Raw genomic sequence first — 26,086 nt, 5'->3', positions numbered from 1 at the left:
GAAAATACCGGCCTGTAAGGGCATGTGATGGAACCATTCAAACATGGCCCGCAAAAGGCAGAAAAAGGGTTTTACGATTGCAATGTTTCTGTTTTGTTCTATATTACCACACCAACAACGCCCTGCCCTTTTGCCATCGGAGTTCCGCCATGCGGACCAGCCCCCAGCCAACTGCCGATACCCGCAATACCCCCGCACAGGACCCTGCCCTACTGCCTGCCCGTGCGCACAAAGGGCGCGGCGCGGTATCGAATACCAATGGCCGGTTTGAAAAATTTTCGCATCATGCGTGGGATGATGGCTGGTTAATGCAAAGTGGCGATGGCACAGCCAATGGTGATGATGATGCTGGTGGGGGTATGCCAGAGGCCCCACGCCTGAAAACCACATTGGGTATTGATGGCGCACGCAGTGTGATTACCCGCAACCAAAGCCCGGATGTACCATTTGATCGCTCGATCAACCCTTATCGCGGCTGCGAACATGGCTGCATTTACTGTTTTGCCCGGCCAACCCATGCCTATCTGGGCCTGTCTCCGGGGCTGGATTTTGAAACCAAACTGTTCTGGAAGCCCGATGCCCCGGCCCTGCTTCGCAAACAACTGGCGGCCAAAACATATATGCCCGCCCCCATCGTGATTGGCACTGCGACCGACCCTTACCAGCCGGTTGAACGCGAAAAGCAATTAACCCGGCAATTGATCCAGGTGCTGGCCGATTGCCGGCATCCCTTTTCGATCATTACCAAATCGGCCCTTGTCTGCCGCGATATGGACCTTATCGCCCCAATGGCCCGGCAAAACCGGGCAACGGTTGCGGTATCGGTAACGTCACTTGATCACCGATTATCCAACCTGTTGGAACCGCGCGCCAGTGCGCCGCATCGCAGGCTGGATGCCATTCGCAAACTGGCCGATGCGGGTATTCCGGTAACGGTATTATGCGCACCCATTATTCCAGGCCTGAATGACAGCGAAATTGAAAATCTGGTGGCCGCCTGCAAGCAGGCCGGGGCGCAATCGGTTTCGCATATTGTGCTGCGCCTGCCGCTGGAAATTGCCGATTTGTTTGAGGAATGGCTGCAAAACCATTACCCGGACCGGCGCGACAAAGTCATGTCGCTGGTGCGGCAAATGCGCGATGGCAAGGTGTATGATGCCACATTTGGCAGTCGCATGCGCGGCAGCGGCCCAATTGCCGATTTGATTGCCAAAAGGTTTGACCTGGCCCGGCGCAAACACGCCATGACCGGCCGTTCGCTGGACCTGGATTGCAGCGGATTTGTCCGCCCCGGCCCGGATGGGCAGTTATGCCTGTTTTAATGTCGTTCCGGCATCCGGCAATTGGGCCACATATTGCCCCGGCGTGACGCCAAATACCTTTTTAAAGGCAGCAATGAAGGCACTTATATTTTCATAGCCCAAATCAAGGGCAATGGTCGTTACTGCCTGGTCTGATGCCAGCATTTCCAGTGCCGCCAGCAACCGGGCGCGTTGCCGCCAGTCGCGAAAGGTAAGGCCGGTTTCGGCAACAAAACGGCGGCTAAGGGTACGGGGTGCCATGCCGGCCCAATTGGCCCATTGTGCCATCCCGCGTTGGTCCGCCAAATCGGCGGCAAGTTTGCGGGCAATGCGCTGCAAACGCGGGTCCTGTGGGGCTGGCAGATTCAGGCCAACAGGCAAGGCAGACGCAATTTCATCCAAAATAACCTGGGCCAAACGATGCTGGGCCGGGGTTTGCGGGCCATCCTGCCACAGGGCGGCACGCTTAATCGCCGCCTCCAGCAGCGCATTGCCGTGAAGCGTGACCGGGCTTTGCGGCAATGATGCGCACAAGACCGGCGGGACATAGATGCTCCATCCCTGAAACGGGCCATTTGAGTGCAAACCATGATGATGATGGGGTGGCACCCAGACCGCATGACAGGCCGGTACCACCCAAATGCCGGCATCGGTCTCAATTCGGACCGATCCTTTGAGCGGGCCAATCAATTGCCCGTAGGCATGGGCATGACGTGCGGTATCGCGCACAAGCGCACTGCGCCGCACCACCCCCCGGATCGCGGCTGCATCCTTCGTGTCGTCCAGCAGGGATGGATCGATCAAATAATCTGCCATTATGGCCTTAATTCCGTATTCTTTGGCATGGGTCCGTCAGACATGCCAATTTTATACCGCTAATCTCCCGTGATCAGCAAAGACATTGGGTCTTTGTCCGCCCGGAGAAAGCAAAATGACACCACAAGACGCGCAAAATCTGCTGGAAACCCTGTTTGAAACCCTGACGGACCAGAGCGTTCCGACAGAAAACCTTACTGCCTTTTTTACCCCGGATTACGTGCAAATCGTTGATGGCAAGAAGCTGGATTTAACGGCGTTTCTGCAACATGCGGATACTTTGCGTCACACCCTGATCAAAACCGACATCCGTTTTGAAAAAATCATTACCGATGGCAACACCATTGCCGATATTCATTTTGTGCATGCGCAAAAGAAAAACGGCGAGACCATCCATATAAAGGTGATTGCCTTTTACACCCTGCACAAAGGCCGCATTTGCCGGGTTGAAGAACTGACCTACCTGATGGAAGGCACGGCGGATGACCGCGACCTGGGATCACGCATCGCCCAACACGATTAAGCGCAGTTTTGTGAAATCATTTCCCGTTTCCGGTCGCTATATCCGTCCTGACCCAGTGGCAAATGCGATGAGAAAACAGCAATTTTGTTCTCGACAGCGGCGATTGCCACACGCCACGATGGGCCAAATGCAATCAAGAAACCGGTGCTTTTGCAAAAGCACACAAAGATCGGGAGTTTTAGATGACGGAATTGTTATTTCGCCAGGATGCCTATCAGCAAAGCTGTGTTGCCACCGTGACGGACCATGTCGAAAATGGTGTGATCCTTGATCAAACGGTATTTTATGCGACCAGCGGCGGACAAACCGGCGATAGCGGCATCTTGACACTGGAAAATGGAACGGAATTGCCAGTAAGTATCACGGTGAAGGACCGCGAATCGGGCAAGCCGGTTCACGTCATTGCCGAAGGACACGACCTGCCCGCGATTGGCAGCAAGGTGACTGCCGTGCTGGATTGGGAAACACGGTACCGGCACATGCGCTTTCACACCTGCCTGCATGTTTTATGTTCAATTGTCGATGGCGGGGTGACGGGCGGCAACATTGCCAGCCACAAGGCGCGGCTGGATTTTGACATGGAAGGCAGCCCCGACAAGGACGAACTGACTGAACAGCTAAACGCGCGTTTGGCCCGGAATGCCAAGGTTTATGACGGACTGATCACGGTTGAGGAATTAAAGGCCAATCCCGATCTGGTGCGGACCATGTCGGTCCAGCCGCCAATGGATGGTGGCACAGTGCGCACGGTGACAATCGAGGGGATTGATTACCAGCCCTGCGGCGGCACCCACGTACGCAATACATCCGAAATTGGCCGGGTGCGCGTTTCAAAAATCGAAAAGAAAGGCCGCCAGAACCGTCGCATTAATATTGTTTTTGACGAACAGGCATAAAGTTTTCAGAATTAACGTCGAAAACCGCCCGGTAGGGACAGGTCACGATTTATAAACAGGATGGAAATCGATCCGGAACGCGCGATGGGCCCCATACGCCCGGTTCTGCCCGGGCAAGGTGTTGCAGGATAAACGCCGTCGGCGAAATTATTGCCCCGTCATGCGAGTGGGCTGGACACCGGTTTCTTTCATGTTAATAAGTCGCGGCCCCAAAACCGGGCAGCGCCTTTTTTAAAAACAATGATCTTCGGAACCGACCGGGGACATGCAATACCCACCATTGCAAACCGGAGCTTGACCATGACCGAACCCAAATCCGACGCGCTGGTTTCCACCCAGTGGCTGGCGGAGCATTTGAATGCCCCTGACGTCAGGGTGATTGACGCCAGCTGGTATATGCCGGGCAGCGACAAGGACGCGCGCGCCATTTTTGATCAAAAGCATATTCCGGGTGCCGTCTTTTTCGATATTGACGATATTGCCGCCGATGACAGCGCGCCCCTGCCCCATATGATGCCCGATGCCATCAAATTTTCGGCCAAGGTACGCAAACTGGGCCTGGGTGATGGGGTGCGCATTGTCGTTTATGCGCAAACCGGTGTGGCATCAGCCGCCTGCCGGGCCTGGTGGATGCTGCGCCATTTCGGACATAGCGATGTTGTTGTCCTCGATGGTGGCCTGCCCAAATGGGAGGCCGAAGGCCACCCCGTGACCGACGCCCCCACCCCGCCGCGCGAACGCCATTTTACCGCACGGGCCAACAGCTTTTTACTGCGCGAATATGACCAGATACTGGCAAATGTTGAAACTGGCCGCGAACAGGTTGTTGATGCCCGTTCAGCCGGGCGTTTTGCCGGTACGGCAGAGGAACGCTGGGGCAAGCCCGGTCGTATTCCCGGTTCGTATAATGTGCCGTTTGAAAATCTGCTCAATAGCGATGGCACATTCAAGGAATCCGACGAGATCCGCAATGTTTTCAAGGATGCTGGTGTGAACCTGGACAAGCCGGTGGTCACCAGTTGCGGGTCGGGTGTGACGGCCTGTGTGCTGGCAATGGGCGCCTATATTGCCGGGAAAAAGCACGTTGCCGTTTATGACGGTTCGTGGGCGGAATGGGCATCGCACCCAGATAGTCCGCGTGCATCAGGCACATCATAACCAGCCCCCGCATACATATTTGGCCCCGTATTGCCATATCCATCCAGGCAATACGGGGCCGTTTTTAAATTAACAGGGCACAGCCCCTGCCGGAACAAAGCCCGGCGAACAGGTAAAGAGAATGACTGATATATATGCCTGAGCACCGCATACATGCCGGGCCGGAAATACCGCGATACCAGATCCCCGCCGCATCGCCCTGCACTCCGGCCCGAGCCAAAACACGGAATGTGACAACAAATAACGGTGTCCCCCTTGTGACGGCAGAACCAGATCTAATCATCGAACGCCTGTTACTGACAAATCGCGATGATTGCGACGCGGTGATCAATTTATGGTATGATGCCGGATTGATCGAGCAGAACAGCAATGCCCAAGATGATTTGCGCAACTGTTATGAATCAGGCCGGGGATCGGTGCTGATTGCCAGAAAGGCCCACAAGCAAGCGGTGATTGCCACCGTAATGGTAGGCCATGATGGCAAAAGCGGCTGGGTGCATTATCTGGCCGTTGCCCCGTCCTTGCGTGGTCGTGGTCATGGGGCCACCATGCTCGACATGGCCGAAAATATCCTGAGCCACGTTGGTTTGGAAAAATGCAGTGTTCATGCCGCATCCGAACGGGCGGCCAAATTCTATCGTCGTCAGGGATATCGCCTGACAACCGCGCCTTCCCGGTCATCATCCACACAGGATGACCGGTTTTATGAAAAAAGGTTATCTTCATGAGTGCGAAAAAACCGGGAAAACTGGACGTCACCATTACCTATCTGGAAATGGCGCACCAGCCTGACCGCCCACCGGCAATTGTCCCCCCTGGGAAAGTCGCCATCGTCCGCGCAGAAGAACCAACCGTTTCGTTTTATCGCTATCTATATAATACTGTGGGCGAGCCTTGGCTGTGGTGGTATCGCCGCCAGTTGAAAGATAATGAACTGGGTGCGATTCTCTCCAGCGCGGAAAATCACGTTTATGTTCTGTATGTCGGCGGTGTTCCGGCCGGTTTTGCCGAGCTTAGCCTGATCCTGCTGGAAGATGACAGGACGATTGATCTTTCCTATATGGGGTTGATCCCGGAATTCATCGGCAAGGGATATGGCAAATACCTGTTAAACTGGGCTGTTGATACCGCCTGGAGCTTCTCGCCACGCCGATTAACGGTAAATACCTGCTCAATGGACCATCCATCTGCATTAGGGGCTTATCAACGGGCGGGCTTTACTGTATATGACCAACAAACAGAGATTATCGACGATCCGCGTGATACGGGGCTTATTCCCGCCAGTGTGACACAGGCGAACAAGACAGCGACCGTAAAAGCGCAAAAAGATGGCGAATTTGACAATTCGGACACTTTGATCGTTGACTTTCCCGACCGCGCAAGGTAACAAGCGCGCCTGAGTTTACCCAAGCCAGAGGATTATGACCCATGGCAGTGCCAAAAAGTAAAGTGACCAAGTCCCGTCAGGGCATGCGTCGCTCGCATCACAAGCTCGCCGCGGGCTCGTACCGCGAAGACAAAGAAACCGGCGAACTGCATCGCCCGCACCACGTTGACCTGAAGACCGGTATGTACCGTGGTCGTCAGGTCGTCGAACCGAAGATGTAATTTACGCGGGAAGGCTTTGGCTTTCCCAAGTAAATGCTTCGCTGGTTTGCGACGCTGTTTTCCGCGTATCCCGTTTGGGCTACGGCTGGTTTAAAAAAGGATGAAGCCGCAAGGTTTCATCCTTTTTTTATGCGCGCGAGCTGTCCATGATCAAAAATAACGACCTACACATTCCTTGCAGGCCGTCACCAAATATCACCGAACAACCAGATACTTCCTTTATTGGCCGTCGGTACCAGTACCACACACAACAATACCGGTTTTTCCCATATCCCCGTCGCCCAACCGGTTTTGCATCACCGCCGCAAGCCCCGCCGCCGCCGAAAGCTCCACCGACAGGCCCAGTTCGCGCCACATCCAGCCTGCCGCATGGCGCATCTCATCATCCGAAACCAAAACGATGCGATCGACATTTTTGCCAATCAAATCAACATTCAGGGCCGAGGATTGACGCGGGGCCAAACTGGTTGCCGCGGTATTGACCGCCGGTAATGTCACCACTTCTTTTTGTTTCAGGCTTTCAAACAGGGTTGGCGCGCCCGTCGGTTCCACCCCGATAATGCGAATACCGGGGCGGATCATTCGTGCTGCCGTTGCCACACCGGAAATAAGCCCGCCACCGCCAACGGCAATCACCAGGGTATCCAGGTCGGCCTGTTGCTCCAAAAGCTCAAGCGCGATGGTGCCCTGCCCGGCAATCACGTTAGGATCGGCAAAGGGGTGGATATAGGCCATGCCGGTATCGCGCGCATGGGTGATCGCGGCATGGTTGGCTTCATCCCATACCGTTCCGGTCAGCGTCACATCCACACCGGACTTGCGCAGCTTTGTCACCTTGGGCTTGGGGGTGTTGGTCGGCAAAAAGATTTTGACCGGTACTTTCAGCACCCGGGCAGCATTGATCACCCCCATGCCATGATTACCGCCCGATGCCGTTACCAGACCCTTCTGGCGAACGCTTTCATCCAGGTTCAGCGCGGCATTCATCGCCCCGCGCGCCTTAAAGGAGCCGGATACCTGAAGGTTTTCCAGTTTCAGGAAAAGATTGGGCATAGCACTGGCATCGGAAAATCCCGTTCCGAAATCGGGCTTGCCAATGGCAAAAACCGGTGTCACTCGCATATGTGGCGAAATTAACCGGCGTGCCGCGCGAAAATCCTGAAGCTGAATCACGAAACCTCCCCTTCCAAAGACAAACTGCCTAAATCATTTAATCTTTGGGTAGCGCAGCGCAACGACATTTACAACAAATCATCAAGCCGGCCCCAAAGGGCATCATCCAGCCTCGGCCGTCGGGCATAACCTGCACAAACCACATCATATTCCGGTAAAAAACCTTGATCCGGCGGGGTCAAGATGCTTTGACTTGATCCATCAAAATGACACACAGGCTGCATCAATGCGGCAAGGAGAAATGCTTTATGTCGGCTAACAAAGATTTCAAACCCTCGACACGACTGGTTCACGCCGGGCGCCGGTCCCGCGAATATCATGGTGTCGTCAACCCGCCCGTGATGCACGCATCTACCATCCTGTTTGAAAACCTTGAAGCCCTGGATAAAGCCTCCCCCCTGCCGCATGGCAAAGATTTTTATGGCCGCCACGGCACACCAACGCGATTTTTACTGGAAGAAGCGGTTGCAGAGCTTGAAGGTGGTTACGGCACCTTATGCGTATCATCAGGCGTTTCAGCAATCACCAACGCCATTCTCGCCTTTGTCAAACCGGGCGACCATGTGCTGATTACCGATAGCACCTATTTCCCGACGCGGAACCTTGCCAACACCTTTTTAAAGAAATTCGGCGTCGAGGTTGAATATTACGACCCCACCCTGGGGGCCGATATTGCCGGTATTGTGCGTGACAATACCACCGTCATCTGGTGTGAAAGCCCCGGTTCTCTGACCTTTGAAATGCAGGATATTCCGGCCATAGCCAAGGCCGCGCACGCAAAAAATGCCAAGGTTCTGCTTGATAATACCTGGGCCGGGCCAACCCTGTGCCGCCCATTTGAACTGGGTGTGGATGTATCAATCCAGGCGGGCACAAAATATATCGTCGGCCATTCGGATGTGATGATGGGTACCATCACCGCCGCGACCGCGGAGGATTTTAATACCTGCATCAAACAGGTCATGATTTCGGGCGATTCGATTGGGCCGGATGACTGTTATCTGGCACAGCGCGGCCTTCGCACTCTGAATGTGCGCCTGCGCCAGCATCATGAATCGGGCCTTGCCATTGCCAAATGGCTACAATCCCGCCCGGAAGTCAGCCGCGTTCTGCATCCCGGCCTGCCCGATGATCCGGGCCATGCGATCTGGAAGCGTGATTTTATTGGTGCCAGCGGCCTGTTTTCCTTTGTGCTGCATCCGGTTGAACGCCCGCAACTGGCAAAAATGCTCGATCACATGGATCTGTTTGGCATGGGCTTTAGCTGGGGTGGCTTTGAAAGCCTGCTTTTGCCCTCTGATCCGAAAAACATCCGTACCGCCGCCACATGGAACGACCCCGGCCAGCTGGTGCGCATCCATGTGGGGCTTGAAGATACCGACGATCTGATCGCCGATCTAAAAGCAGGGTTTGAACGGCTGAAATCGGCCTAAGCAAATCCAGAACACCCCCCCAAAAAAACGGCGCGGAAAATATCATCCCGCGCCGTTTTTACGTAACATTCTAAATCTCATGCCTATTTGGATAAATGCGCCAGTCGTCGCAAAAGCGGCGCAACGGCGCTACTGACCAAAAACAGGCCAGCAGCAGAAATAACAATGCTGGGGCCGGCCGGACTATCGACATGCCAGGACAGGGCAATCCCGGCCAACACCGCCGCCACCCCAAACAGGGCCGCACCAACGGCCATTTGCTCTGGCGTGCGCGAGAAAAACCGTGCACTGGCGGCAGGCACAATCAACAGGGCGGTAATCAGCAACACCCCGACAATTTTAATGGCAATGCCAATTACCAGCGCCATAAGCAGCATGAAAACAAGGCGCAGGCGCTCCACCGGCACGCCCTCGGCTGCGGCAATTTCAGGCGATACCGTCAGGGCCAGCAAAGGCCGCCACATAGCAACCAGGGCCAAAACCGCCGCACCGCCGCCAAGGCCCAGCAACCAAAGATCTGCGGTGTTAATTGCCAGAATATCACCAAACAGATAGGCCATAATATCAACCGCAACACCCTGCACAAAGGCGAGTGCGACCATGCCAAGCGCCAGGGTTGAATGGGCCAGCATGCCCAATACCGTATCGCTGCCAAGTTTGCTTTGCCGCTGGCCCAGCGCCAAAAGCAACGCCGCCATCAGGCAGGTGATAATCATGCCAAGGCGCACATCAATGCCAAACAGCAACCCCACCGCAACACCCAGCAGGGCAGAATGGGCCAGCGTATCGCCAAAAAAGGCCATCCGCCGCCAAACGATAAAGGTGCCAAACGGCCCGCACACCAAGGCTAGTAGCACCCCGCCGGTAATGGCGCGCAACAGGAAACTATCCATTTAAATGCTCCTTTGCGCGGGGAGTATGCGTGTGGCTGTGGCCGTGATTATGATTGTGATGATGGGCATGATCATGCCCGCACCCGTCCACCACCTGGCCGGAAATATCGTGTTCGTGGTCATGTTCATGATGATAAATGCCAATCGCATCTGCGGCACGATAGCCAAACAGCGAACGATATTCCGGGTGCTGGCGCACAGTTTCAGGCAGGCCGGAACAGCATACATGCCGGTTAAAGCACACAACCTTGTCCGTTTTTGCCATGACCAGATGCAAATCGTGCGAAATCATCAAAACGGCACAGCCCTGTTCCTTGCGGATGGTTTCGATCAGGCGATAAAGCTCTGCCTGCCCCGCCACATCAACCCCTTGGGTTGGTTCGTCAAGCACCAGCAAATCGGGTTTGAGCAAAAGCGCGCGGGCCAACATCACACGCTGCGTTTCCCCGCCTGAAAGATCGCCAATCTGGCTGTTCAGCACATGGCTGGCCCCAACATGGGCCAAAACTTCCGTCCGCTCCGCCAGGGAACAATGATGGGTCAGGTTCAGGAAACGTTTGACCGTCATGGGCAAAACACGGTCAATTGCCAGCTTTTGCGGCACATAGCCCACCCTGAGCCCCGGCTTGCGGGTAATGATGCCACTCTGTACAGGCAACAGACCCAGCAACGCCTTGACCAGCGTTGATTTCCCCGCCCCGTTCGGGCCGATCAGGGTCATGATCTCGCCCTTGCCAATGGCAAGGCTAACATTGTCCAGCACGGCTTCCCCGCCAAAAGAAAGGGTTAACCCCTGCCCCTCAATGAGTGGCACAATCATGGCATAACCCCTTGATTTCAATGGTGGTGGCTTCGATGCGAAACCCGACGGCGCGCGCAGCAGCATGGACGGCGTTGCTCATGTCATCATTCACGGCCTCGGCAACACGGCCACAATTGCGGCAAATAAAATACTGCCCCAAATGTTCGTAATGGGGCATATCGCAGCCAAAATAGGCATTGAGCGATTCAATCCGGTGGATCAACCCCAAACCCACCAGAAATTCCAGCGCCCGATACACCGTGGGCGGCTGGGCACGCACCCCTTCGGCCTGCAGGGAATCGAGCAATTCATAAGCGGTAATCGCCTTGTGCGACTGCCAGATCAGGGTGAAAACGCGGCGACGCATGTCGGTAAAGCGGGCATTATTGGCTTGGGCAACGTCTTCTGCCTGCCGAAGGGCGCTATCAATACAGCGGCCGTGATCATGCCCCTTTTCGGGGAAAAGGTCCGTCATTGCGTGTTCCTGGTGACTTGTGTTCATTATATCGCGATTGGGGATCGCTTTTATCCAAGTGTTATATTATATCATTTCGTCAAGCGCCAACAAACAATTTAACCACATTGCCCGACCGGAGCCCGCGACCATGACCAACGCCTTTGCCGCAATCGCAGACCGTTTGAAATTCAACGAACAGGGGCTGATCCCGGCCATCGCCCAGCAGCATGACAGCGGCGAAGTTTTGATGATGGCCTGGATGAACCGGGATGCCGTGATCGAGACGCTGAGCACCGGGCGCGTGTGTTATTTTTCCCGCTCGCGCGGCAAATTATGGCGCAAGGGCGAAAGCTCCGGCCAGGAACAGCACCTGGTGGATTTCCGCTATGACTGTGACCAGGACACCGTTTTGGTGCAGGTGGAGCAAAAAGGTGTCGCCTGCCACACCGGACGGCGGAACTGTTTTTACTTTGCCGTGCGCGACGGGTTTGAAACCATTATTGCCGAGCCGGAAATTTCTGCCGAAGACCTTTATGGCAAACAGAAATAAGCCGCATCGCTGCCCCAAACCCGCACTGCGAAAGGCAAAATCATGGCCCTTGGCACTGAACAAAACGAACGGATCGCCGTAACCGTTATTACCGGCTTTTTGGGTAGCGGCAAAACCACGCTGCTCAATGCTCTGCTGGCGCATGAAGATATGCACAACACTGCTGTTCTGATTAATGAATTTGGCGAAATCGGCCTTGATCATTTGCTGGTGCAGGAAATTTCCGAAGATGTGATGTTGCTTAATTCCGGCTGCATTTGCTGTTCGGTGCGGGGCGACCTGATTAACGGATTACGCGACTTGTTTGTTCGTCGTGTACGGGGCGAAGTAGCCGCCTTTAACCGCGTGGTGATTGAAACCACGGGCCTTGCAGACCCGGCCCCCATCCTGCACACATTGATGACCGACCCGCTTTTGACCAACAAATTCCGCCTTGATAGCGTGGTCAGCACAGTGGACGGCGTTTATGGCAACGGGCAGCTTGATGACCATGTTGAAAGTGTTAAACAGGCGGCTGTTGCGGACCGTATTCTGATCACCAAGGCCGACCTCGCAACCGAAGAAACCCTGCTGACCCTTGAAGAAAGACTGCACAAGCTCAACCCTGCCGCCCCGCTTTACCGAGTGCATATGGGCCAGGTCGAACCCGAAAAACTGTTTAACGCCGGTCTTTATAACCCGCTGACCAAATCGATGGATGTCCAGAAATGGCTGCGTGAAGAGGCCTATGCCGACAGTGCCACCAGCCATAATCACGCCCATGATGATGATCATCATCACGATCACAGCAATGATGAACATGAACACCGTCACGGCCATCATCATGATGTGAACCGCCATGACGATCATATCGCCTCTTTTTGCCTGACATTTGATGAACCGCTACACTGGGATGCCTTTGTCACCTGGGCAGAGATTTTTACCCAAATGCGCGGCGAGAATCTTTTGCGCATCAAAGGCATTCTTAATCTGGTTGGAGAGGACTGCCCGGTCGCCATTCATGCGGTGCAACATATATTTCATCCCCCCGCCACCCTACCCGCCTGGCCCAATGATGACCACCGTTCCAAACTGATTTTCATCACCCGTGATTTGGGACCGGAGGTTATTCGGGAATCACTCTTGCAGCTCAATGCCGCCATTGACGAAACATCCGGTGCAGATGCACATCATCAAGCTTAATCCCGCAAAATACCGCATGTTTCCTGCAATTTGACGCATATCAACGTATAGGGGCTTCTTATCTGTCAGATTACGGGAGGCTTGATACAGCCTCACTCTAAGTCCTGAAACTTTATAGCCGGTCGCCGCATTCACGGCCGGCTTTTTTCTTTTTTATCCCCCATTCGCATGGCGGCAAAGCGGCATTCTTACCCCTCGTATCGTGTCCTCACTCCCCGGTACAGGTTGCGGTTCCGTTGATCTGAACTAACTCTGAACTTAAACTTGGAATAAATGCCCGTGCACCCGGAATGATGCGCCGCAAAAGAAACGCATTTGTGCATCAACAGGGCAAACCACAATCAAACAACAGGGGATACGCACCATGATCACTCGTGATATTCACGGCGTTTCAATACCTGCGCTTGGTTTCGGGACTTATGAGCTTGATTCTGCTGCGGCCGAAACGATGGTGGCAAAGGCCGCCGAGATTGGCTACCGCCATTTCGACACAGCCCAAATGTATCACAACGAAGACGGTGTCGGACGCGGCCTTAAGGCAAGCGGGCTTTCGCGCGACAATTATTTTCTCACCACAAAAGTCTGGTACGACAAATTTCAAAGTGGCGATTTGCAAACGTCGGTTGTTGAATCCCTGCGCAAGCTGGACCTTGACCATGTAGACCTTCTGCTGCTGCATTGGCCCAATGACGAGATTCCGCTGGAAGAAACCGTTGCCGCCCTTAACGAGGTGCGCAATCTGGGCATGACCAAACATATCGGCATTTCCAACTTCCCAACGGCACTAATCGAAAAGGCCGTAAAATACAGCAACCTGCCACTTTTATGTAATCAGGTCGAATATCACCCGTATCTGTCACAAAAAACGGTTCTCGATTGCCTGAAAAAGCACGACATGCTGCTAACCGCCTATTGCCCACTGGCACGCGCCAATGTGCTAAAGGACGAGACCCTGGTTGCGATTGGCAAGGAACATGGCAAGTCCGCCCCCCAGGTAACATTGCGCTGGCTTTTGCAGCAGGACAATGTCATGGCCATTCCCAAATCGGGCTCGCCCAAAAATGCCAAGGCCAATTTCGATATTTTCGATTTTGAGCTAAGCGATGAGGAAATGGCAACCATCCACAACCTTGCCCGCCCCGACGGACGACTGATCGACCCGGACTTCGCCCCAAAATGGGATGATGCCGCCTGACCAAGCCTCATATTGCGGCACAAAACACCCCGGACCGGCCATTCGACGGCCGGTCTTTTGCGTTTGAACAACAATTTAGGACATAAACCGGCGAATATTGCCTGTAGGAAGCCGGCCCCTTGTTTCGCACATGCGAAATGCGTAACATCAATCATCACGTAATTTATGATTGATGATGGCAATGGGCGATACACATCAGAAACAGGCTGCCCCCGCGATTGACCCGGCGGACATGAAACCGGCAAAAGCCAAAACAGAGACCAAGACACCCGACCAAACCATCGCGCATCGCAAATATGAGGATGCACTCGCCCTTGTTCTTGGCACCATGATTGTTTCGCTGGGTGTAACCCTGTATTCGCAGGCCATTCTGATTACCGGCAGCACGGCAGGCGCGGCACTTCTGATCCATCACGCCAGCGGCCTTGGCTTTGGTATTGTTTTCTTTGCCTTGAACCTGCCGTTTTACTGGCTGTCCTTCAAACGCATGGGATGGGAATTTACCCTTAAAACTTTTGTTGCCGTGGGCCTGGTTTCGGCCTTCTCACGGTTAACCCCGCTATGGATCGACATTGAAAGTTTGCATCCGCTGTATGCCGCACTCATTGGCGGCGGCCTGATGGGGGTTGGCTTGTTAATGCTGTTTCGCCACCGTGCCGGGTTGGGCGGCATCAATATTCTAGCCCTTTATTTGCAGGAACATCACGGCATTCGCGCGGGTTATTTTCAGCTTGGCGTCGATACCACCATTATGGTCTGCGCGCTGTTTATCCTGCCGTTTGACAAGGTTTTACTGTCATTGGCCGGGGCTGCGGTTCTAAATATGATCATCGCGCTCAACCACCGGCCAGGACGTTATTTTACAGCACGGTAAACCAACGCGCACCAAAATAAAAAACGCGGTATTCCGTTGCCGGGATACCGCCTTCAGATCATCAGTCGCTTGTCTTACCCATCACAGCATTGACAATCCCCTCCGCCGTTTCATCGACAGTGGCATCGGTCTGGCTATAAAACGCGCCATATCCGCCCGGGTTGCTTTCGCGTCGCACATCAAATTCTGCAAGGGTGATGCCGGCGTCACTGGTAACGACAACGCCAACATCCATGTAATTTGCTCCCATAAAGGCCCCCAAAAACAGGCGCCCGGCTTCGCTCTGGATTTTAAAATCCTTCACGTTCAGCGAAACGTGAACAGGTTGGGTTCCTTTGGTTTGGGCGGCAAAACCATTTTCGACAGCCGTTTTCAAACGATCCAGTGCAGATTTTTCTATCATGACCGATTTTTCTGCCGAAACCACAACATCATCCACAACCAAATCATGCTGAATATTTTGCGGCATGGCCGTGCGCGTTTCAATTGCCGTTGAACAGGCCCCAAGAACCAGGCAGGCCATAAAGGCCAAAATACGTGCTTTCATAAAACTTCCCCCAAATATCAAAACCGGCAAAACATGCCAAGTTATTGAGTTATTGGGAATAGTCGCAAATGGTCAAGCTCCACCCTCTAAAAGAATAAGGTACCTTAAGACCCTAAACCTTCCCGTCTGTCCGCCCGCCGGACATTGGTGAAATATACGGTTTGTGCCGGGACCTTATCAGTTTCATTGGCATTTTGATAACGTGAAACAAAGGACCGATAGAGCCCATATTTAAAATAGATTTTTTCGGCGGTCATGGTCGGCCCCTGATAATCGAATTTCAAATCGTTATCGGCCCACACCCGCAAAATACCGCTGTCATCCTTCGACCAATGGGCAAAAACAACGATATCATGCCAGCGCCCGCGTAAGTCTCCTGCCTTGATCAGGGTATGATAACGCGGTTTCTTCCCCGTCACATGATCATCAAGATGGTAACCTGACCCGTCCACCTCGAACATCCAGGCCGGATGGCTATCTTCCTGATGGAATTGCCCCAAAGCAACCTTGGTGGGGCTGACATCAACAAAATCCGTGGGGATATAAAGCGACCAGCGATACCAGTATGTGCTGCCCGCCGGGTTACGTGCGCCCCGTTCGCTCAGCTCGGAACGTTCACGGTCCCGGCCGCAATCAATCGCATTATCGCCGCCGCAATCACCGGGGTGAACCTCGAATTTTTCAACGATCCGGGCGGGTTGACCGGACCCTGCCCTGTCAGCGGCCACGGCCGGGTCCGGCACAAGCTGATAGCCATAGGCACGATCATTCAGGGAACGGACGAACGGGCCAAAATTGCCTCGCGAAACGGCATCAGGAGAGGCCGGTTGCTGCGTTTGCGGCACCATATCCCCAGCCTTCGCACCCATCGCGCCCGCCAGCACACATAATGCCGCAACAATCCATAAACCCTGTTTTCCAGCCATGTGACCACCCATCCCTGCTGCTGCAAAGACGGGTAGTCTGCACACAGATCATGTCCGGATAACGGCAACCCGCAGGCCGCTCAAATCCCCTATTTTGCAACCCCCCGCACACATTCAGTCAGCTCAACAATACCCCGGAAAACAACCTCGATATTGCGGGAAATATCATGAGTTACGGCCGTTTGCTCCTCGATTGCCGAGGCGACTGCATTTACATAATCGGCTACGGAACTGGCCGATCCTGAAATATCCTGTGTCGAACGGGTCACACGGCTGGTAATCTTTTGCATGGCCTCGATCTGGGCGGCAATTTCGTCTGTTGCCTTCGCTGTTTGGGTCGCAAGGCTTTTAACCTCGCCTGCAACGACGGCAAATCCCTTTCCGGCATCACCGGCACGCGCCGCTTCAATGGTGGCATTCAAAGCCAGCAGGTTTACCTGCTCGGCCAGTGTTCGGATAATATCAACAACGCCTTCCATCGCCTCGGATGTCCGTTCCAGATCTAGCCGGACATTTTCCGCCGCATCACTTTTGGACACAATTTCGTCGGCGATGGCCTTGGTTTTAAACATATTGCTGCTGATCTCGCGGATCGATGCCAGCATTTCTTCTGATGCACTGGCAATCAGTTCGGCACTTTCTGACGATCCCTCTGCCAGTTCCTGCAACACGTTACGCGCACGGATATTCGCGGTGATGTCAGACGCAAACTTGACCACCTTGAACGGCTTGCCATTCAAATCAAAAACCGGATTATAACTGCCATGAATCCAGACTTCCTTGCCGCCTTTTGCAATGCGTTTGAAATCGGACACCAGATATTGTCCGCCCTTTAGCGTATCCCAGAATGTCTTGTATTCAGAACTTTGTGCCATTTCCTTGCTGACAAACATCTGATGATGCTTGCCTTTGATCTCGTCGAGGCGATAGCCCATCAGATCAAGAAACAGCTTGTTCGCATCCAGAATTTTGCCATTCATATCAAATGAAATCGCGGCCTCGACCTTATGCACGGCCTCGATCTGGGCCGCATGGTCAATGGCTGTTTTCTTGGCATCTGTTACGTCCAATGCGTATTTCACCACTTTGAAAGGGCGACCCGCCATATCAACAATCGGGGTATAGGTTGCCTGAATCCAGACTTCGCGTCCGTTTTTGCCATACCGCTGATATTCACCACTCAAATATTCCCCGGCAGCCAGCCGACGCCAGAAATCGGTATATTCCGGGCTTTGCACATACCCCTCGTCAACAAACATACGATGATGCCGACCTTTGATTTCATCAATCCGGTAGCCCATTGCCGACAGAAAATGCGCATTGGCATAAAGCACATTTCCTTGAAGATCGAATTCAATCACCGCCTGGGATCTACGGATGGCATCAACCTGCCCGGCATGGTCCGCCGCCTGCAAACGGCTTTCGGTCACATCGGTCGCGACCTTAAAAACCTTGTAAGGGTTTCCCTTACGATCAAGAACCGCATTATAAGTCGCCTGTATCCAGACTTCACGGCCACCTTTGGCAATCCGGCGAAACACGGCACTAAACGATTCCCCACCCCGTAGGCGGCGCCAGAAATCCTGATAGTCGGCCGATTTTGCATCATCAGGATGAACAAAAATACTGTGTTTCTGCCCCACCACCTCGCCAAGCCCGTATCCCATTAACGACAGAAACTTTTCATTGGCATCCGTAATCGTCCCATCAAGGGTAAATTCGATGGTGCCCTGGGACCTTTTGATCGCCTCAAGAATACTTGTCGCATCAGACTGAATACCGAACATTTACACCCTCCCTAAGACGATGATGCTCTTGCTTTGCACCAAAGCATGCGTTGCTATCCCAGCCAAACATGCACATGCACACGCTGCATCGCGCCTGACAGCAACGATATCAGCGTGCATATTCGCAAACATCACTAATATTAGGATATATTGGCGCTATTTAATCAATTTATAAGGGATATGTGATGATAAAAATCAGCTTATTAAAGCTCTTCATACACTGTTATATTACGCGCCAAAACGCTGAAAAATGTGGAAGAACAAAGAATGTGCCCACAAAATGACGCGCGCAAAAATTTTAGAGCACGATATGCAAATCACGCATCAAAATGCTGAATGATGCGTGAAATTCCGTCTAACAACTTAATTTCAGATGAAAAATGGCGATCCCTGCTGGACTCGAACCAGCAACCTACAGATTAGAAGTCTGTTGCTCTATCCAGTTGAGCTAAGGGACCGCAGAGGCCGAAAGGGCCTTTTGAAGGTGCTGTATCCAGACTTAATGACAGCATCCCATACGGGCTTTACAGCAAAACGGGGCGTTACCCGCCCCGGAACTGGTTTGACGCGCAAACCAGAAAACACAATCAGACAACGCGTTTGAAAGCAAAATTGTCAGCGTAGGATTTGATCTGGATTTTGCGGGATTTGGGCTGTTCGATTTCGGCAATCAGATTATGCTTTGCCGCAAAAGCCTGCGCTTCTTCCAGGGTTTCAAATTCCATCCGAACCTGACCACGGGTATCTGTCGACCCGATCCAGCCCATCAGCTGATCCGCTTTTTTCCGATCTTGTGGTTCAAATTCCATGACCCAATGCTTGGTCCCGGCGCGGCCGGACTGCATGGCATTTTTCGCGGGTTTGAAAACACGAACCTTCATCGGCACCCTCGTTAGATTGATCAACCGGCTGAATAACGACGTTACATAGTCCAGTTTACACCCCTATGGGCGACTTGAAAATGCAAACACCCGTTTAGGGATGAAAATGGTCGGGAAGGCGGGATTCGAACCCACGGCCCCCTGCTCCCAAAGCAGGTACGCTACCAGACTGCGCCACTTCCCGACACGGGGAGGGATTTAGCACCTTAATCTGTTCGCGGCAAGACCGCTTTGATGCTTTTTATCACCTTTTTTACAATAACATGCCGTTTTGCCGGTTTCAGCCAATCCGGGCTGGCAAACCAGGGGCGCCCCATGCCCCTTACGAACTGTTCGCCAGCCTGCCTGCCCTCTTAACGCGGCAGGCCATCGACCATATCACCAACTTTGAAATCAAACTTTTCGGCCAACCCACCATTAAGTTCCAGCACAAAGCGCACCGGGCGCGGCGAGGAAATAATGGCTTCGGATTTTGGCACCGTGCGCGGTGCGATACCGACGATTTTGCCATTCTGATCGATAAACAGCATATCAAGCGAAATGAAGGTGTTCTTCATCCACATCGACACGTCCCGTGGCTGACCAAAATCAAACAGCATCCCGTTTTCATCGGCCATCTGGGTGCGAAACATCAAGCCCTGTGCCCGTTCCTCGGGGCTCAGCGCCAGTTCGACGTTAAAAACCTGTCCATCCACCAAAAGACGCGATCGCTCAAAACCCGTGGCTTTTGCATTCAGGCCAGCCATAACCGCCGCACTGACACAGAAAAAAACAAACACCATTTGAACGAAAGACTTCATACCCCATACCCTTTTAGAAACTGCACATGACCCCGGACTTCCGCCCGGATTTCCCCACCCCGCCAGTCATCGGCAAGGGTTGTTAACAAGCTGGCCGCCGGCTGTCTGCCAAGACGATGCGACCATTTTATGTCACGCAGTATCTCTTCTGCTGATTCCGGTAATTTTTCCGGAATTTCATTTTTATTCAGCATTGCCCATATCCCGGCCCAGCATCGGGCCACCCCATAGGGGTTATAACCACCGCCACCCAAAACCAGCAGGCGCGGGGCTATTCCGACAAATTCTTTTACCACCTCCCAGACCGACCCATTCCCCAGCATTTGCCGCGACTGGGGGTCTTCTGCCAGGGTGTCGCAGCCACATTGCATGACCACTGCCTGCGGTTTGAAATCCGCTGCCAGGGGCAAAAGATATTCAAACAGCACAAAGCGCATTTCATCATCATTCATACCGGCTGGCACCGGCAAATTACGCGCCATACCGCCTGCAATATCCGTAATGTCGCCGGTTCGCGGCCACAAATCAGCCTGATGAACGGAAACCGTTAAAACCCGATCATCATCTGTAAAGGCAAGTTGCACCCCGTCGCCATGATGCGCATCAATGTCCACATACAAAATGCGGTCCAGTCCACCATCAAGCAGGGTTAAAATGCCCAACACCGGATCGTTGAAATAACAAAACCCCGATGCCTCGGCAGCACGCCCATGATGCGTACCCCCTGCCGGATGATGGATAATGCCGCCATCCTGCAAAAGCGACGCTGCCAAAATCGATGATCCTGCGGCAGTTGCCGGACGGCGGAAAATTTCCGGATAAATCGGATTTCCGTTTTTGCCCAGCTTGTAACGCTGCATCATCTCTTCGGGCAGAAACTGGTCTCGTTCAGCCTGCATCACAGCGGCAATGTAATCGGGCGTATGAAAACGCGCCAATTGCGCCGGTGTTGCAAGCGGCCCAACACTGTAATTCTCCGCATCTACCCAGCCCAGGGCATGAACCATATCCACAACCAGAGATACCCGGGGAATACCCAAGGGATGATTGGGGCCATAAGATGAACCGCGATAAATTTCGGCGGCAATCATACGCGGCGCATGCAGCATAAAAATTCAGAACACCAAGGCATGAATAACGGCGGAAAAGCACAGAAAACCAGCACAGGGCCAAAGGCCCCGCCTCTGAATGCTTCCGGTGTTAGGGTTTGCAGAAGTGCTTCTTAATTTCAAGGGATATTACGTAAAACACCCCAAAATATTCTCGCAATTGCAATATTTCAAAATTTGAAACATGTTTAACCGCCACCTACACCTTAAATAGCCGTCATGCGGCAAGACCTTCGATGGTTCTGATCAAAAAATCCATGCCGCTTCGCACACGCGGGGCATGGCGCAAATCGGCATGAACCAGCATCCATATCTCGCGGGTGGGGAAATCCTCTTGCCCCTTAAATTTCCGCAAATGCGGGTCCGTATCACCCAAATAACAGGGCAACAATGCCACCCCCACCCCGGCGCGCGCGCCCGCAGCCTGAACATCCATATCGTTCGAGCGTAAAACAACCGAGCGCCCCGCCAGCCGGTTTTCAAGCCAGCGATATTGCGGAATATCCGCACTGCTGTCATCCCAACTGATCAGATCCCAATCCACCTCGGGTTTGCGATAATCGGCCGCCCCATAAAAGGCCATCGGCATATCGGCCAATTTACGGGTAATGACGCTGGATTTTCGGGGTCGGGACAGACGAATGGCAATGTCAGCCTGACGGCGGTTCAAATCCGCCGACTGGGTTTGCCCCTGCAAAATCACTTCGATCGTCGGGTGTTGTTGACGAAAGCCGTGCAGGCCTGGCGCAATCACATGACGGGCCAGGGATGGCGGCGCGCTGATGCAAAGCGGCACCGAAACACCCGTCATCGAACCGGCTGCCGCGCGTTCCACGGCAAACATGGCGTCAAGTGCTTCCTGCCCGCGCCCCGCCAGCAATTGCCCCTCCTGGGTCAACATCACTGCCTTGGGCAAACGGTCAATCAAACGCAGGCCAACATCCACCTCCAGTGCGGCGACACGCCGGGCCACCGTGCTGTGATCAACCCCCAGCTTGCGAGCCGCACCGGAGAAACTGCCCGTTTCAGCCAGAGTTAGAAAATAGCGAAAATCTTCCCAGTTCATTTGTGCATTATCACCCATTTAGCATGCAAATATATGCAATTTCCCCCATGACAAATACACCGTAATCCTGAATGTGTCACAACATTCAGGAGACAGACATGAGCCGTATCATTCACATGGACCAAAGCGGCGGCGCATCGGTTCTATATGCCACCGACATTGAGCTGCCTGCACCACAGGCCAATGAAGTGTGCGTCAAACAAAGCCTGATTGGCGTTAATTACGTTGATGTTTATTTTCGCAAGGGCCTTTACCCGATGCCGAACCTTCCGGGCAGCATCGGTGTGGAGGCTGTGGGGACTGTTTGTGCCATTGGCAGCAATGTTACGGGTTTTGAAATTGGCGACCGGGTTGGCTATGCCGGGTTCCCGGTTGGCAGTTATTGTGCGATGCGCAATGTTGCGGCCAACCGCCTGATAAAGCTGCCCGATGACCTTGGCGATGAACAAATTTCCGGGTCGCTGCTGCGCGGTTTGACGGCGTATTTTCTGCTGGTGCATGTATGCAAGGTCCAACCGGGACAAAGCATGCTGGTTCACGCCGCAGCGGGCGGCTTGGGCCAGGTACTGGTGCATTGGGCAAAACAGTTGGGCATCACCACCTTTGGCACGGTCAGCACCGCCGAAAAGGCCAGGCTGGCGCAAAAACAGGGCCTGGACCATGCCATATTCTACAAAGACCAGGATTTTGAAACGGTCATCAGGGAGCTGACAGATGGTCAGGGCGTTGATTATGCCATTGATGGTATTGGCGGCGAAACCCTGAGCAAGAGCATCCGATCCACCAAACCCTTTGGGACAACGGCGAATATCGGCCAGGTCGGCGGGGATTTACCCTTGCTGAATGTCAACACGCTGGCAAACCGGTTTTTAATTCGCGCCAGTGTTCTGGCCTTCATCAATGACATGCCAAGGTATCATAATGCGGCAAAAGCATGGTTTGATATTTTGCGCCACGGATCCCTTCCGGCGGCACATATTTATGATTTTGCCAACGCATCCCAAGCCCATGCCGACCTTGAGGCTGGGGCAACAAACGGGGCCGTTTATCTGAAAGTCGATAAATAAGTCCGCCTCCCCGAAAATAAGGGCGATGACACCCCGGCCAATCGGGATCAAACGAAAAAGAATGATCTCAAAACTTGACGCCGGGGTTTCATCTGCGCATAGTCGGGTCATCTCCAGGGGGGCCCGTCGTAAACGGGCTGAGAGGTTCGGTGTTGCCGGACGACCCTTTGAACCTGAACCGGTTAAGACCGGCGTAGGAAGGATCGTATGACAGATACCGATACAAGACCGCCCGTTACCGGGCATTCACAGGCCCCATCCGGTCAAAACCGAACATCATTTGATGTTCACTTGCGCCATGCCTGTGTTGAATTTAATATTACCCGTTTGTTCCATAACCTGTCGCTTGATCTGGGCGCGGGCAGTTTTACCTGTTTGCTGGGGCCATCCGGCGTGGGCAAAAGCACCCTTTTGCGTTTTCTCGCCGGGTTGGTGGGCAGTGATGCCGCCAGTGGCACCATTACGTGTAGCGATGGCAAAGCCCTGAACGACCGGGTCGCCTATATGGCACAACAGGATTTATTGTTGCCGTGGCGAACCGTGCGGGAAAATGTGGTGCTGGGCGCTGTATTACGCAGCGAAAAACCGGACCTTTCCCGGGCCGATCATTTAATAGCCGAGGTTGGCCTGCAAAAGGCCGCGCATATGCGCCCGGCGGAACTGTCGGGCGGAATGAAACAACGTGCCGCCCTGGCCCGCACCCTGATGGAAGACCGGCCAGTTGTGTTAATGGACGAGCCATTTTCCGCCCTTGACCCGCTCAACCGCATGCGTATTCAGGACTTAGCGGCACGGGTTTTACAGGGTAAAACCGTTTTACTGGTCACGCATGACCCGCTCGAAGCCCTTCGCGTCGGCCATAAGGTGATGGTGTTGCAGGGCAGCCCGGCAACCCTGTCCGATGCGGTTATTCCCGACGGTCACATTCCGCGCGATATCACCGACCCGGTTATCCTGCGCCATCAGGCGGAATTGCTGCGGCAATTAGGGGCCTTGTCGTCACAAGGCGACCGGTCCGACCTGGCGGAGGCAAAGCCATGACCGTTACCAGATCCGTCAAATCCACCAGCCCGGCTGTTCCTGCCCGTTCTGTCACCCCGCTGGCAGAGCGCAAGCTGCTAAAACTCGCGCGACCCTTTATCATCATCATCACCCTGATCGCCACCTGGCAAATTGTCGTGAGCGTGACGGGCGCGCCCAAATATATGCTGCCCGCCCCCTATGATGTATGGCTGGCGCTGATCCAGCGCCATGCGGTGCTGCTGGATCATGCGGGCTATACCATTGCCGAAACCGTGATTGGCCTGTTTGCCGGGGCGGCCCTGGGGGCGCTGGCGGCCATGCCAATGGCATTGTTCAGCCCGATACGGTTTTGGCTGATGCCGATCCTGCTGGTATCGCAAGCCATTCCGTTTTTTGCCATTGCCCCCTTGCTGGTGCTTTGGCTGGGTTTTGGCATGGCATCAAAAATTGCGATGGCCGCGCTGATCATTTTCTTTCCCGTCACCGTCGCCTTTTTTGATGGCCTGTCACGCACAGAACCGGGCTGGCTGGATTTGGCCCGCACAATGGGCACCAACCGCTGGCGGATGCTCACCCATATTCGTTTGCCTGCCGCCCTGCCTGCTTTTGCCTCGGGCTTTCGCGTGGCAACGGCGGTATCGCCGATTGGGGCGATTATTGGCGAATGGGTCGGCTCCAGCAAGGGTCTGGGTTATTTGATGCTGCACGCCAATGCGCGGGTGCAGATCGATATGGTTTTTGCCTGCCTGCTCATCCTCTGTGCCTTTTCCATTACGCAATATTTCATTGTCGACCGGCTGTTGCGCCGCATGTTGCCCTGGCAACCCGACAGCCTGGCAAAACACGACTGACAGCCCAAACCGGCCTCATCCGCCGGGGATAGGCCTGCCTTGGCCCGGCGCACACAATTTTCATCCTTCACGCCTGCAAATGGGAATCTTGCTCATGTCTCGCCTGAAAAACCTGTTCTCCGTCGCAACGATTGGCACAGCCCTTTGCCTTGCCAACCTGCCTGCGCACGCCAATGAAAAACTCAGCATCCTACTCGACTGGTTTGTAAACCCGGACCACGCACCGCTGGTGGTGGCCAAGGAAAAAGGCTTTTTTACCAAGCATGGCCTGGATGTGGAGCTGATTGAACCAGCCGACCCGTCCGCCCCGCCACGCCTGGTGGCAGCGGGACAGGGGGATGTTGCGGTGAATTACCAGCCCCAGCTTCATGTGCAGGTGGCACAGGGCCTGCCGCTCACGCGCATTGGCACACTCGTGGCAACCCCGCTCAATGCGCTGGTGGTGTTAAAAGACGGGCCGATCAAGGAAATTGCCGATCTCAAGGGCAAAAAAATCGGCTATTCTTTGGCCGGGTTTGAAGATGCGGTTTTGGGCACCATGCTCAAAAGCCACGGGGTGGACATCAGTTCCGTTGAACTGGTCAATGTGAATTTTTCGCTCTCCCCGTCGCTTTATTCAGGCCAGGTGGATGCCGTTATTGGGGCCTATCGCAATTTCGAACTGAACCAGATGGACATTGAAGGCAAACCGGGCAAGGCATTTTATGTCGAGGAAGAGGGTGTTCCGCCCTATGACGAACTGATCCTGACCGTGCGCAAGGACAAGGCCCATGATCCACGCATGAAGAAGATGCTCGAAGCCCTGGAAGAAGCCACGCAATACCTGATCAACCACCCCGATGAAAGCTGGAAAGCCTTTATTGCTGCCTATCCCAACCTGGATGACGAATTAAACAAACGCGCCTGGGGCGATACCCTCACCCGTTTTGCCCTGCGCCCGGCCGCCGTGGACAAGGCACGTTACACCCGCTTTGCCAAATATCTGCAGGATACTGGGATTATTGACCACGAACCCGATGTGGACAGTTATGTCGATGTGATTGAATAACTCCCGCGCTGACCAAATGCGTCTTTTACAAAGACGGACAAGTTACGGACGTGGCCTTCGGGTTGCGTCCGTTTTGTTTTCTATAATACCAGAAAAATGATTTACCCTGCCAAAATGGCA

The 26,086-nt window shown here is 53.9% G+C and carries 28 protein-coding genes, 2 tRNA genes and 1 riboswitch; of the genes, 16 read left to right on the top strand and 14 right to left on the bottom strand.

The features are described from left to right. Positions 1-149 precede the first annotated feature (149 nt). Entirely contained in the window at positions 150-1,322 is a 1,173-nt protein-coding gene (locus LF95_RS06440) for a PA0069 family radical SAM protein (RefSeq protein ID WP_073954184.1), read from the top strand. On the opposite strand, the gene LF95_RS06435 is transcribed toward LF95_RS06440, so the two are convergent. Continuing rightward, complete coding sequence (locus tag LF95_RS06435; protein ID WP_073954183.1) at positions 1,308-2,117, bottom strand: helix-turn-helix domain-containing protein; 810 nt, start codon at positions 2,115-2,117, stop codon at positions 1,308-1,310. The two genes, LF95_RS06440 and LF95_RS06435, sit on opposite strands and share 15 nt — an antisense overlap. Before the next feature lie 115 nt (positions 2,118-2,232). Between LF95_RS06435 and LF95_RS06430 the strand changes: the two genes are divergently transcribed. From LF95_RS06430 to rpmF, 6 genes are all read left to right on the top strand, one after another. Beyond that, entirely contained in the window at positions 2,233-2,640 is a 408-nt protein-coding gene (locus tag LF95_RS06430) for a nuclear transport factor 2 family protein (RefSeq protein WP_073954182.1), read from the top strand. Between the two features lie 182 nt (positions 2,641-2,822). Further along, positions 2,823-3,536 (top strand): alanyl-tRNA editing protein, encoded by a 714-nt coding sequence (locus LF95_RS06425; protein ID WP_073954181.1) that lies wholly within the window; start codon positions 2,823-2,825, stop codon positions 3,534-3,536. 300 nt (positions 3,537-3,836) lie between these two features. Then, positions 3,837-4,694, top strand: a complete 858-nt coding sequence (sseA, locus tag LF95_RS06420) for a 3-mercaptopyruvate sulfurtransferase (protein ID WP_073954180.1) — start codon at positions 3,837-3,839, stop codon at positions 4,692-4,694. Positions 4,695-4,951: 257 nt separating this feature from the next. Continuing rightward, entirely contained in the window at positions 4,952-5,422 is a 471-nt protein-coding gene (locus LF95_RS06415) for a GNAT family N-acetyltransferase (RefSeq protein ID WP_168173663.1), read from the top strand. Then, positions 5,419-6,081 carry a GNAT family N-acetyltransferase gene (locus LF95_RS06410; RefSeq protein WP_073954178.1) on the top strand — a complete coding sequence of 221 codons (663 nt, stop codon included), beginning with the start codon at positions 5,419-5,421 and terminating at the stop codon, positions 6,079-6,081. The genes LF95_RS06415 and LF95_RS06410 overlap by 4 nt, the downstream gene beginning before the upstream one ends. Positions 6,082-6,122: 41 nt before the next feature. Further along, the gene (gene rpmF / locus LF95_RS06405) at positions 6,123-6,302 is read left to right on the top strand and encodes a 50S ribosomal protein L32 (RefSeq protein WP_073954177.1); all 180 of its coding nucleotides are present in this window, start codon (positions 6,123-6,125) and stop codon (positions 6,300-6,302) included. A 219-nt stretch (positions 6,303-6,521) separates the two neighbouring features. Here rpmF and LF95_RS06400 read toward each other — a convergent pair whose 3' ends face one another. After that, on the bottom strand, positions 6,522-7,475 hold the full coding sequence (locus LF95_RS06400; protein WP_073954176.1) for a threonine ammonia-lyase: 954 nt from the start codon (positions 7,473-7,475) through the stop codon (positions 6,522-6,524). Positions 7,476-7,723: 248 nt separating this feature from the next. Between LF95_RS06400 and metC the strand changes: the two genes are divergently transcribed. Beyond that, positions 7,724-8,908: a cystathionine beta-lyase gene (metC, locus tag LF95_RS06395; protein ID WP_073954175.1), complete on the top strand. Its 1,185-nt coding sequence runs from the start codon at positions 7,724-7,726 to the stop codon at positions 8,906-8,908. Between the two features lie 83 nt (positions 8,909-8,991). On the opposite strand, the gene LF95_RS06390 is transcribed toward metC, so the two are convergent. From LF95_RS06390 to LF95_RS06380, 3 genes are read right to left on the bottom strand one after another with little or no spacing between them, the layout of a single operon-like run. After that, positions 8,992-9,801 carry an iron chelate uptake ABC transporter family permease subunit gene (locus tag LF95_RS06390; RefSeq protein ID WP_073954174.1) on the bottom strand — a complete coding sequence of 270 codons (810 nt, stop codon included), beginning with the start codon at positions 9,799-9,801 and terminating at the stop codon, positions 8,992-8,994. Next, entirely contained in the window at positions 9,794-10,621 is an 828-nt protein-coding gene (gene znuC, locus LF95_RS06385; RefSeq protein ID WP_073954173.1) for a zinc ABC transporter ATP-binding protein ZnuC, read from the bottom strand. Before znuC ends, LF95_RS06390 begins: the two co-directional genes overlap by 8 nt. Then, a complete protein-coding gene (locus LF95_RS06380) occupies positions 10,602-11,078 on the bottom strand; it encodes a Fur family transcriptional regulator (protein WP_073954172.1) in 477 nt (158 codons plus the stop codon). The genes znuC and LF95_RS06380 overlap by 20 nt, the downstream gene beginning before the upstream one ends. 130 nt (positions 11,079-11,208) lie before the next feature. On the opposite strand from LF95_RS06380, the gene hisI reads away from it, so the two are divergent. The 4 genes from hisI to LF95_RS06360 all read left to right on the top strand — a co-directional run bounded on the left by hisI (position 11,209) and on the right by LF95_RS06360 (position 14,861). Continuing rightward, positions 11,209-11,610, top strand: a complete 402-nt coding sequence (gene hisI, locus LF95_RS06375) for a phosphoribosyl-AMP cyclohydrolase (RefSeq protein ID WP_073954171.1) — start codon at positions 11,209-11,211, stop codon at positions 11,608-11,610. A 42-nt stretch (positions 11,611-11,652) separates the two neighbouring features. Continuing rightward, on the top strand, positions 11,653-12,792 hold the full coding sequence (locus tag LF95_RS06370) for a CobW family GTP-binding protein (RefSeq protein ID WP_073954170.1): 1,140 nt from the start codon (positions 11,653-11,655) through the stop codon (positions 12,790-12,792). Positions 12,793-13,156: 364 nt separating this feature from the next. Further along, positions 13,157-13,987 (top strand): aldo/keto reductase, encoded by an 831-nt coding sequence (locus LF95_RS06365; protein WP_073954169.1) that lies wholly within the window; start codon positions 13,157-13,159, stop codon positions 13,985-13,987. Between the two features lie 181 nt (positions 13,988-14,168). Next, positions 14,169-14,861 carry a DUF6198 family protein gene (locus tag LF95_RS06360; RefSeq protein WP_371440808.1) on the top strand — a complete coding sequence of 231 codons (693 nt, stop codon included), beginning with the start codon at positions 14,169-14,171 and terminating at the stop codon, positions 14,859-14,861. Between the two features lie 61 nt (positions 14,862-14,922). On the opposite strand, the gene LF95_RS06355 is transcribed toward LF95_RS06360, so the two are convergent. The 9 genes from LF95_RS06355 to LF95_RS06315 all read right to left on the bottom strand — a co-directional run bounded on the left by LF95_RS06355 (position 14,923) and on the right by LF95_RS06315 (position 21,977). Further along, positions 14,923-15,408, bottom strand: coding sequence for a hypothetical protein (locus LF95_RS06355; RefSeq protein ID WP_073954168.1), 486 nt, complete (start codon positions 15,406-15,408; stop codon positions 14,923-14,925). Positions 15,409-15,512: 104 nt separating this feature from the next. Beyond that, positions 15,513-16,334: a polysaccharide lyase gene (locus tag LF95_RS06350; RefSeq protein WP_168173662.1), complete on the bottom strand. Its 822-nt coding sequence runs from the start codon at positions 16,332-16,334 to the stop codon at positions 15,513-15,515. A gap of 89 nt (positions 16,335-16,423) precedes the next feature. Continuing rightward, on the bottom strand, positions 16,424-18,121 hold the full coding sequence (locus LF95_RS06345; protein ID WP_073954167.1) for a methyl-accepting chemotaxis protein: 1,698 nt from the start codon (positions 18,119-18,121) through the stop codon (positions 16,424-16,426). 381 nt (positions 18,122-18,502) lie between these two features. Then, positions 18,503-18,579 (bottom strand) — tRNA-Arg (locus tag LF95_RS06340). Positions 18,580-18,708: 129 nt separating this feature from the next. Continuing rightward, the gene (locus LF95_RS06335) at positions 18,709-19,002 is read right to left on the bottom strand and encodes an ETC complex I subunit (RefSeq protein ID WP_073954166.1); all 294 of its coding nucleotides are present in this window, start codon (positions 19,000-19,002) and stop codon (positions 18,709-18,711) included. Positions 19,003-19,109: 107 nt separating this feature from the next. After that, positions 19,110-19,186 (bottom strand) — tRNA-Pro (locus LF95_RS06330). Between the two features lie 169 nt (positions 19,187-19,355). Next, positions 19,356-19,802 carry a DUF192 domain-containing protein gene (locus tag LF95_RS06325; RefSeq protein ID WP_073954165.1) on the bottom strand — a complete coding sequence of 149 codons (447 nt, stop codon included), beginning with the start codon at positions 19,800-19,802 and terminating at the stop codon, positions 19,356-19,358. After that, positions 19,799-20,911: an acetoin utilization protein AcuC gene (locus LF95_RS06320; RefSeq protein WP_073954164.1), complete on the bottom strand. Its 1,113-nt coding sequence runs from the start codon at positions 20,909-20,911 to the stop codon at positions 19,799-19,801. Before LF95_RS06320 ends, LF95_RS06325 begins: the two co-directional genes overlap by 4 nt. A gap of 217 nt (positions 20,912-21,128) precedes the next feature. Then, positions 21,129-21,977, bottom strand: a complete 849-nt coding sequence (locus LF95_RS06315; RefSeq protein ID WP_073954163.1) for a LysR family transcriptional regulator — start codon at positions 21,975-21,977, stop codon at positions 21,129-21,131. 98 nt (positions 21,978-22,075) lie between these two features. Here LF95_RS06315 and LF95_RS06310 point away from each other — a divergent pair, with 98 nt between their 5' ends. From LF95_RS06310 to LF95_RS06295, 4 genes are all read left to right on the top strand, one after another. Continuing rightward, a complete protein-coding gene (locus tag LF95_RS06310; RefSeq protein ID WP_073954162.1) occupies positions 22,076-23,044 on the top strand; it encodes a quinone oxidoreductase family protein in 969 nt (322 codons plus the stop codon). Between the two features lie 105 nt (positions 23,045-23,149). Beyond that, a riboswitch (TPP riboswitch) is annotated at positions 23,150-23,261 on the top strand. Further along, on the top strand, positions 23,252-24,085 hold the full coding sequence (locus LF95_RS06305; protein ID WP_083607532.1) for an ABC transporter ATP-binding protein: 834 nt from the start codon (positions 23,252-23,254) through the stop codon (positions 24,083-24,085). Its footprint overlaps the riboswitch before it by 10 nt. Continuing rightward, positions 24,082-24,918, top strand: a complete 837-nt coding sequence (locus LF95_RS06300; RefSeq protein ID WP_083607531.1) for an ABC transporter permease — start codon at positions 24,082-24,084, stop codon at positions 24,916-24,918. Before LF95_RS06305 ends, LF95_RS06300 begins: the two co-directional genes overlap by 4 nt. Before the next feature lie 94 nt (positions 24,919-25,012). Then, positions 25,013-25,966, top strand: coding sequence for an ABC transporter substrate-binding protein (locus LF95_RS06295; protein WP_073954161.1), 954 nt, complete (start codon positions 25,013-25,015; stop codon positions 25,964-25,966). Positions 25,967-26,086 lie beyond the last annotated feature (120 nt).

This window comes from Thalassospira sp. TSL5-1 (assembly GCF_001907695.1).
Taxonomy (GTDB): domain Bacteria; phylum Pseudomonadota; class Alphaproteobacteria; order Rhodospirillales; family Thalassospiraceae; genus Thalassospira.
The sequence above is the reverse complement of the archived record's forward strand: the minus strand, read 5'-3'. Positions and strand labels throughout refer to the sequence as shown.

Bases quoted from the DNA above. Each gene is read 5' to 3' on its own strand.
- LF95_RS06380 (WP_073954172.1), bottom strand. From the start codon at position 11,078: ATGACGGACCTTTTCCCCGAAAAGGGGCATGATCACGGCCGCTGTATT.
- LF95_RS06305 (WP_083607532.1), top strand. From the start codon at position 23,252: ATGACAGATACCGATACAAGACCGCCCGTTACCGGGCATTCACAGGCC.
- LF95_RS06300 (WP_083607531.1), top strand. From the start codon at position 24,082: ATGACCGTTACCAGATCCGTCAAATCCACCAGCCCGGCTGTTCCTGCC.
- LF95_RS06325 (WP_073954165.1), bottom strand. From the start codon at position 19,802: ATGAAGTCTTTCGTTCAAATGGTGTTTGTTTTTTTCTGTGTCAGTGCG.
- LF95_RS06370 (WP_073954170.1), top strand. From the start codon at position 11,653: ATGGCCCTTGGCACTGAACAAAACGAACGGATCGCCGTAACCGTTATT.
- LF95_RS06410 (WP_073954178.1), top strand. From the start codon at position 5,419: ATGAGTGCGAAAAAACCGGGAAAACTGGACGTCACCATTACCTATCTG.
- LF95_RS06295 (WP_073954161.1), top strand. From the start codon at position 25,013: ATGTCTCGCCTGAAAAACCTGTTCTCCGTCGCAACGATTGGCACAGCC.
- znuC (WP_073954173.1), bottom strand. From the start codon at position 10,621: ATGATTGTGCCACTCATTGAGGGGCAGGGGTTAACCCTTTCTTTTGGC.
- LF95_RS06355 (WP_073954168.1), bottom strand. From the start codon at position 15,408: ATGAAAGCACGTATTTTGGCCTTTATGGCCTGCCTGGTTCTTGGGGCC.
- LF95_RS06345 (WP_073954167.1), bottom strand. From the start codon at position 18,121: ATGTTCGGTATTCAGTCTGATGCGACAAGTATTCTTGAGGCGATCAAA.
- LF95_RS06435 (WP_073954183.1), bottom strand. From the start codon at position 2,117: ATGGCAGATTATTTGATCGATCCATCCCTGCTGGACGACACGAAGGAT.
- hisI (WP_073954171.1), top strand. From the start codon at position 11,209: ATGACCAACGCCTTTGCCGCAATCGCAGACCGTTTGAAATTCAACGAA.
- LF95_RS06360 (WP_371440808.1), top strand. From the start codon at position 14,169: ATGGGCGATACACATCAGAAACAGGCTGCCCCCGCGATTGACCCGGCG.
- LF95_RS06430 (WP_073954182.1), top strand. From the start codon at position 2,233: ATGACACCACAAGACGCGCAAAATCTGCTGGAAACCCTGTTTGAAACC.
- rpmF (WP_073954177.1), top strand. From the start codon at position 6,123: ATGGCAGTGCCAAAAAGTAAAGTGACCAAGTCCCGTCAGGGCATGCGT.
- LF95_RS06320 (WP_073954164.1), bottom strand. From the start codon at position 20,911: ATGCTGCATGCGCCGCGTATGATTGCCGCCGAAATTTATCGCGGTTCA.
- LF95_RS06310 (WP_073954162.1), top strand. From the start codon at position 22,076: ATGAGCCGTATCATTCACATGGACCAAAGCGGCGGCGCATCGGTTCTA.
- LF95_RS06440 (WP_073954184.1), top strand. From the start codon at position 150: ATGCGGACCAGCCCCCAGCCAACTGCCGATACCCGCAATACCCCCGCA.
- LF95_RS06315 (WP_073954163.1), bottom strand. From the start codon at position 21,977: ATGAACTGGGAAGATTTTCGCTATTTTCTAACTCTGGCTGAAACGGGC.
- LF95_RS06350 (WP_168173662.1), bottom strand. From the start codon at position 16,334: ATGGCTGGAAAACAGGGTTTATGGATTGTTGCGGCATTATGTGTGCTG.
- LF95_RS06365 (WP_073954169.1), top strand. From the start codon at position 13,157: ATGATCACTCGTGATATTCACGGCGTTTCAATACCTGCGCTTGGTTTC.
- LF95_RS06335 (WP_073954166.1), bottom strand. From the start codon at position 19,002: ATGAAGGTTCGTGTTTTCAAACCCGCGAAAAATGCCATGCAGTCCGGC.
- LF95_RS06390 (WP_073954174.1), bottom strand. From the start codon at position 9,801: ATGGATAGTTTCCTGTTGCGCGCCATTACCGGCGGGGTGCTACTAGCC.
- metC (WP_073954175.1), top strand. From the start codon at position 7,724: ATGTCGGCTAACAAAGATTTCAAACCCTCGACACGACTGGTTCACGCC.
- sseA (WP_073954180.1), top strand. From the start codon at position 3,837: ATGACCGAACCCAAATCCGACGCGCTGGTTTCCACCCAGTGGCTGGCG.
- LF95_RS06425 (WP_073954181.1), top strand. From the start codon at position 2,823: ATGACGGAATTGTTATTTCGCCAGGATGCCTATCAGCAAAGCTGTGTT.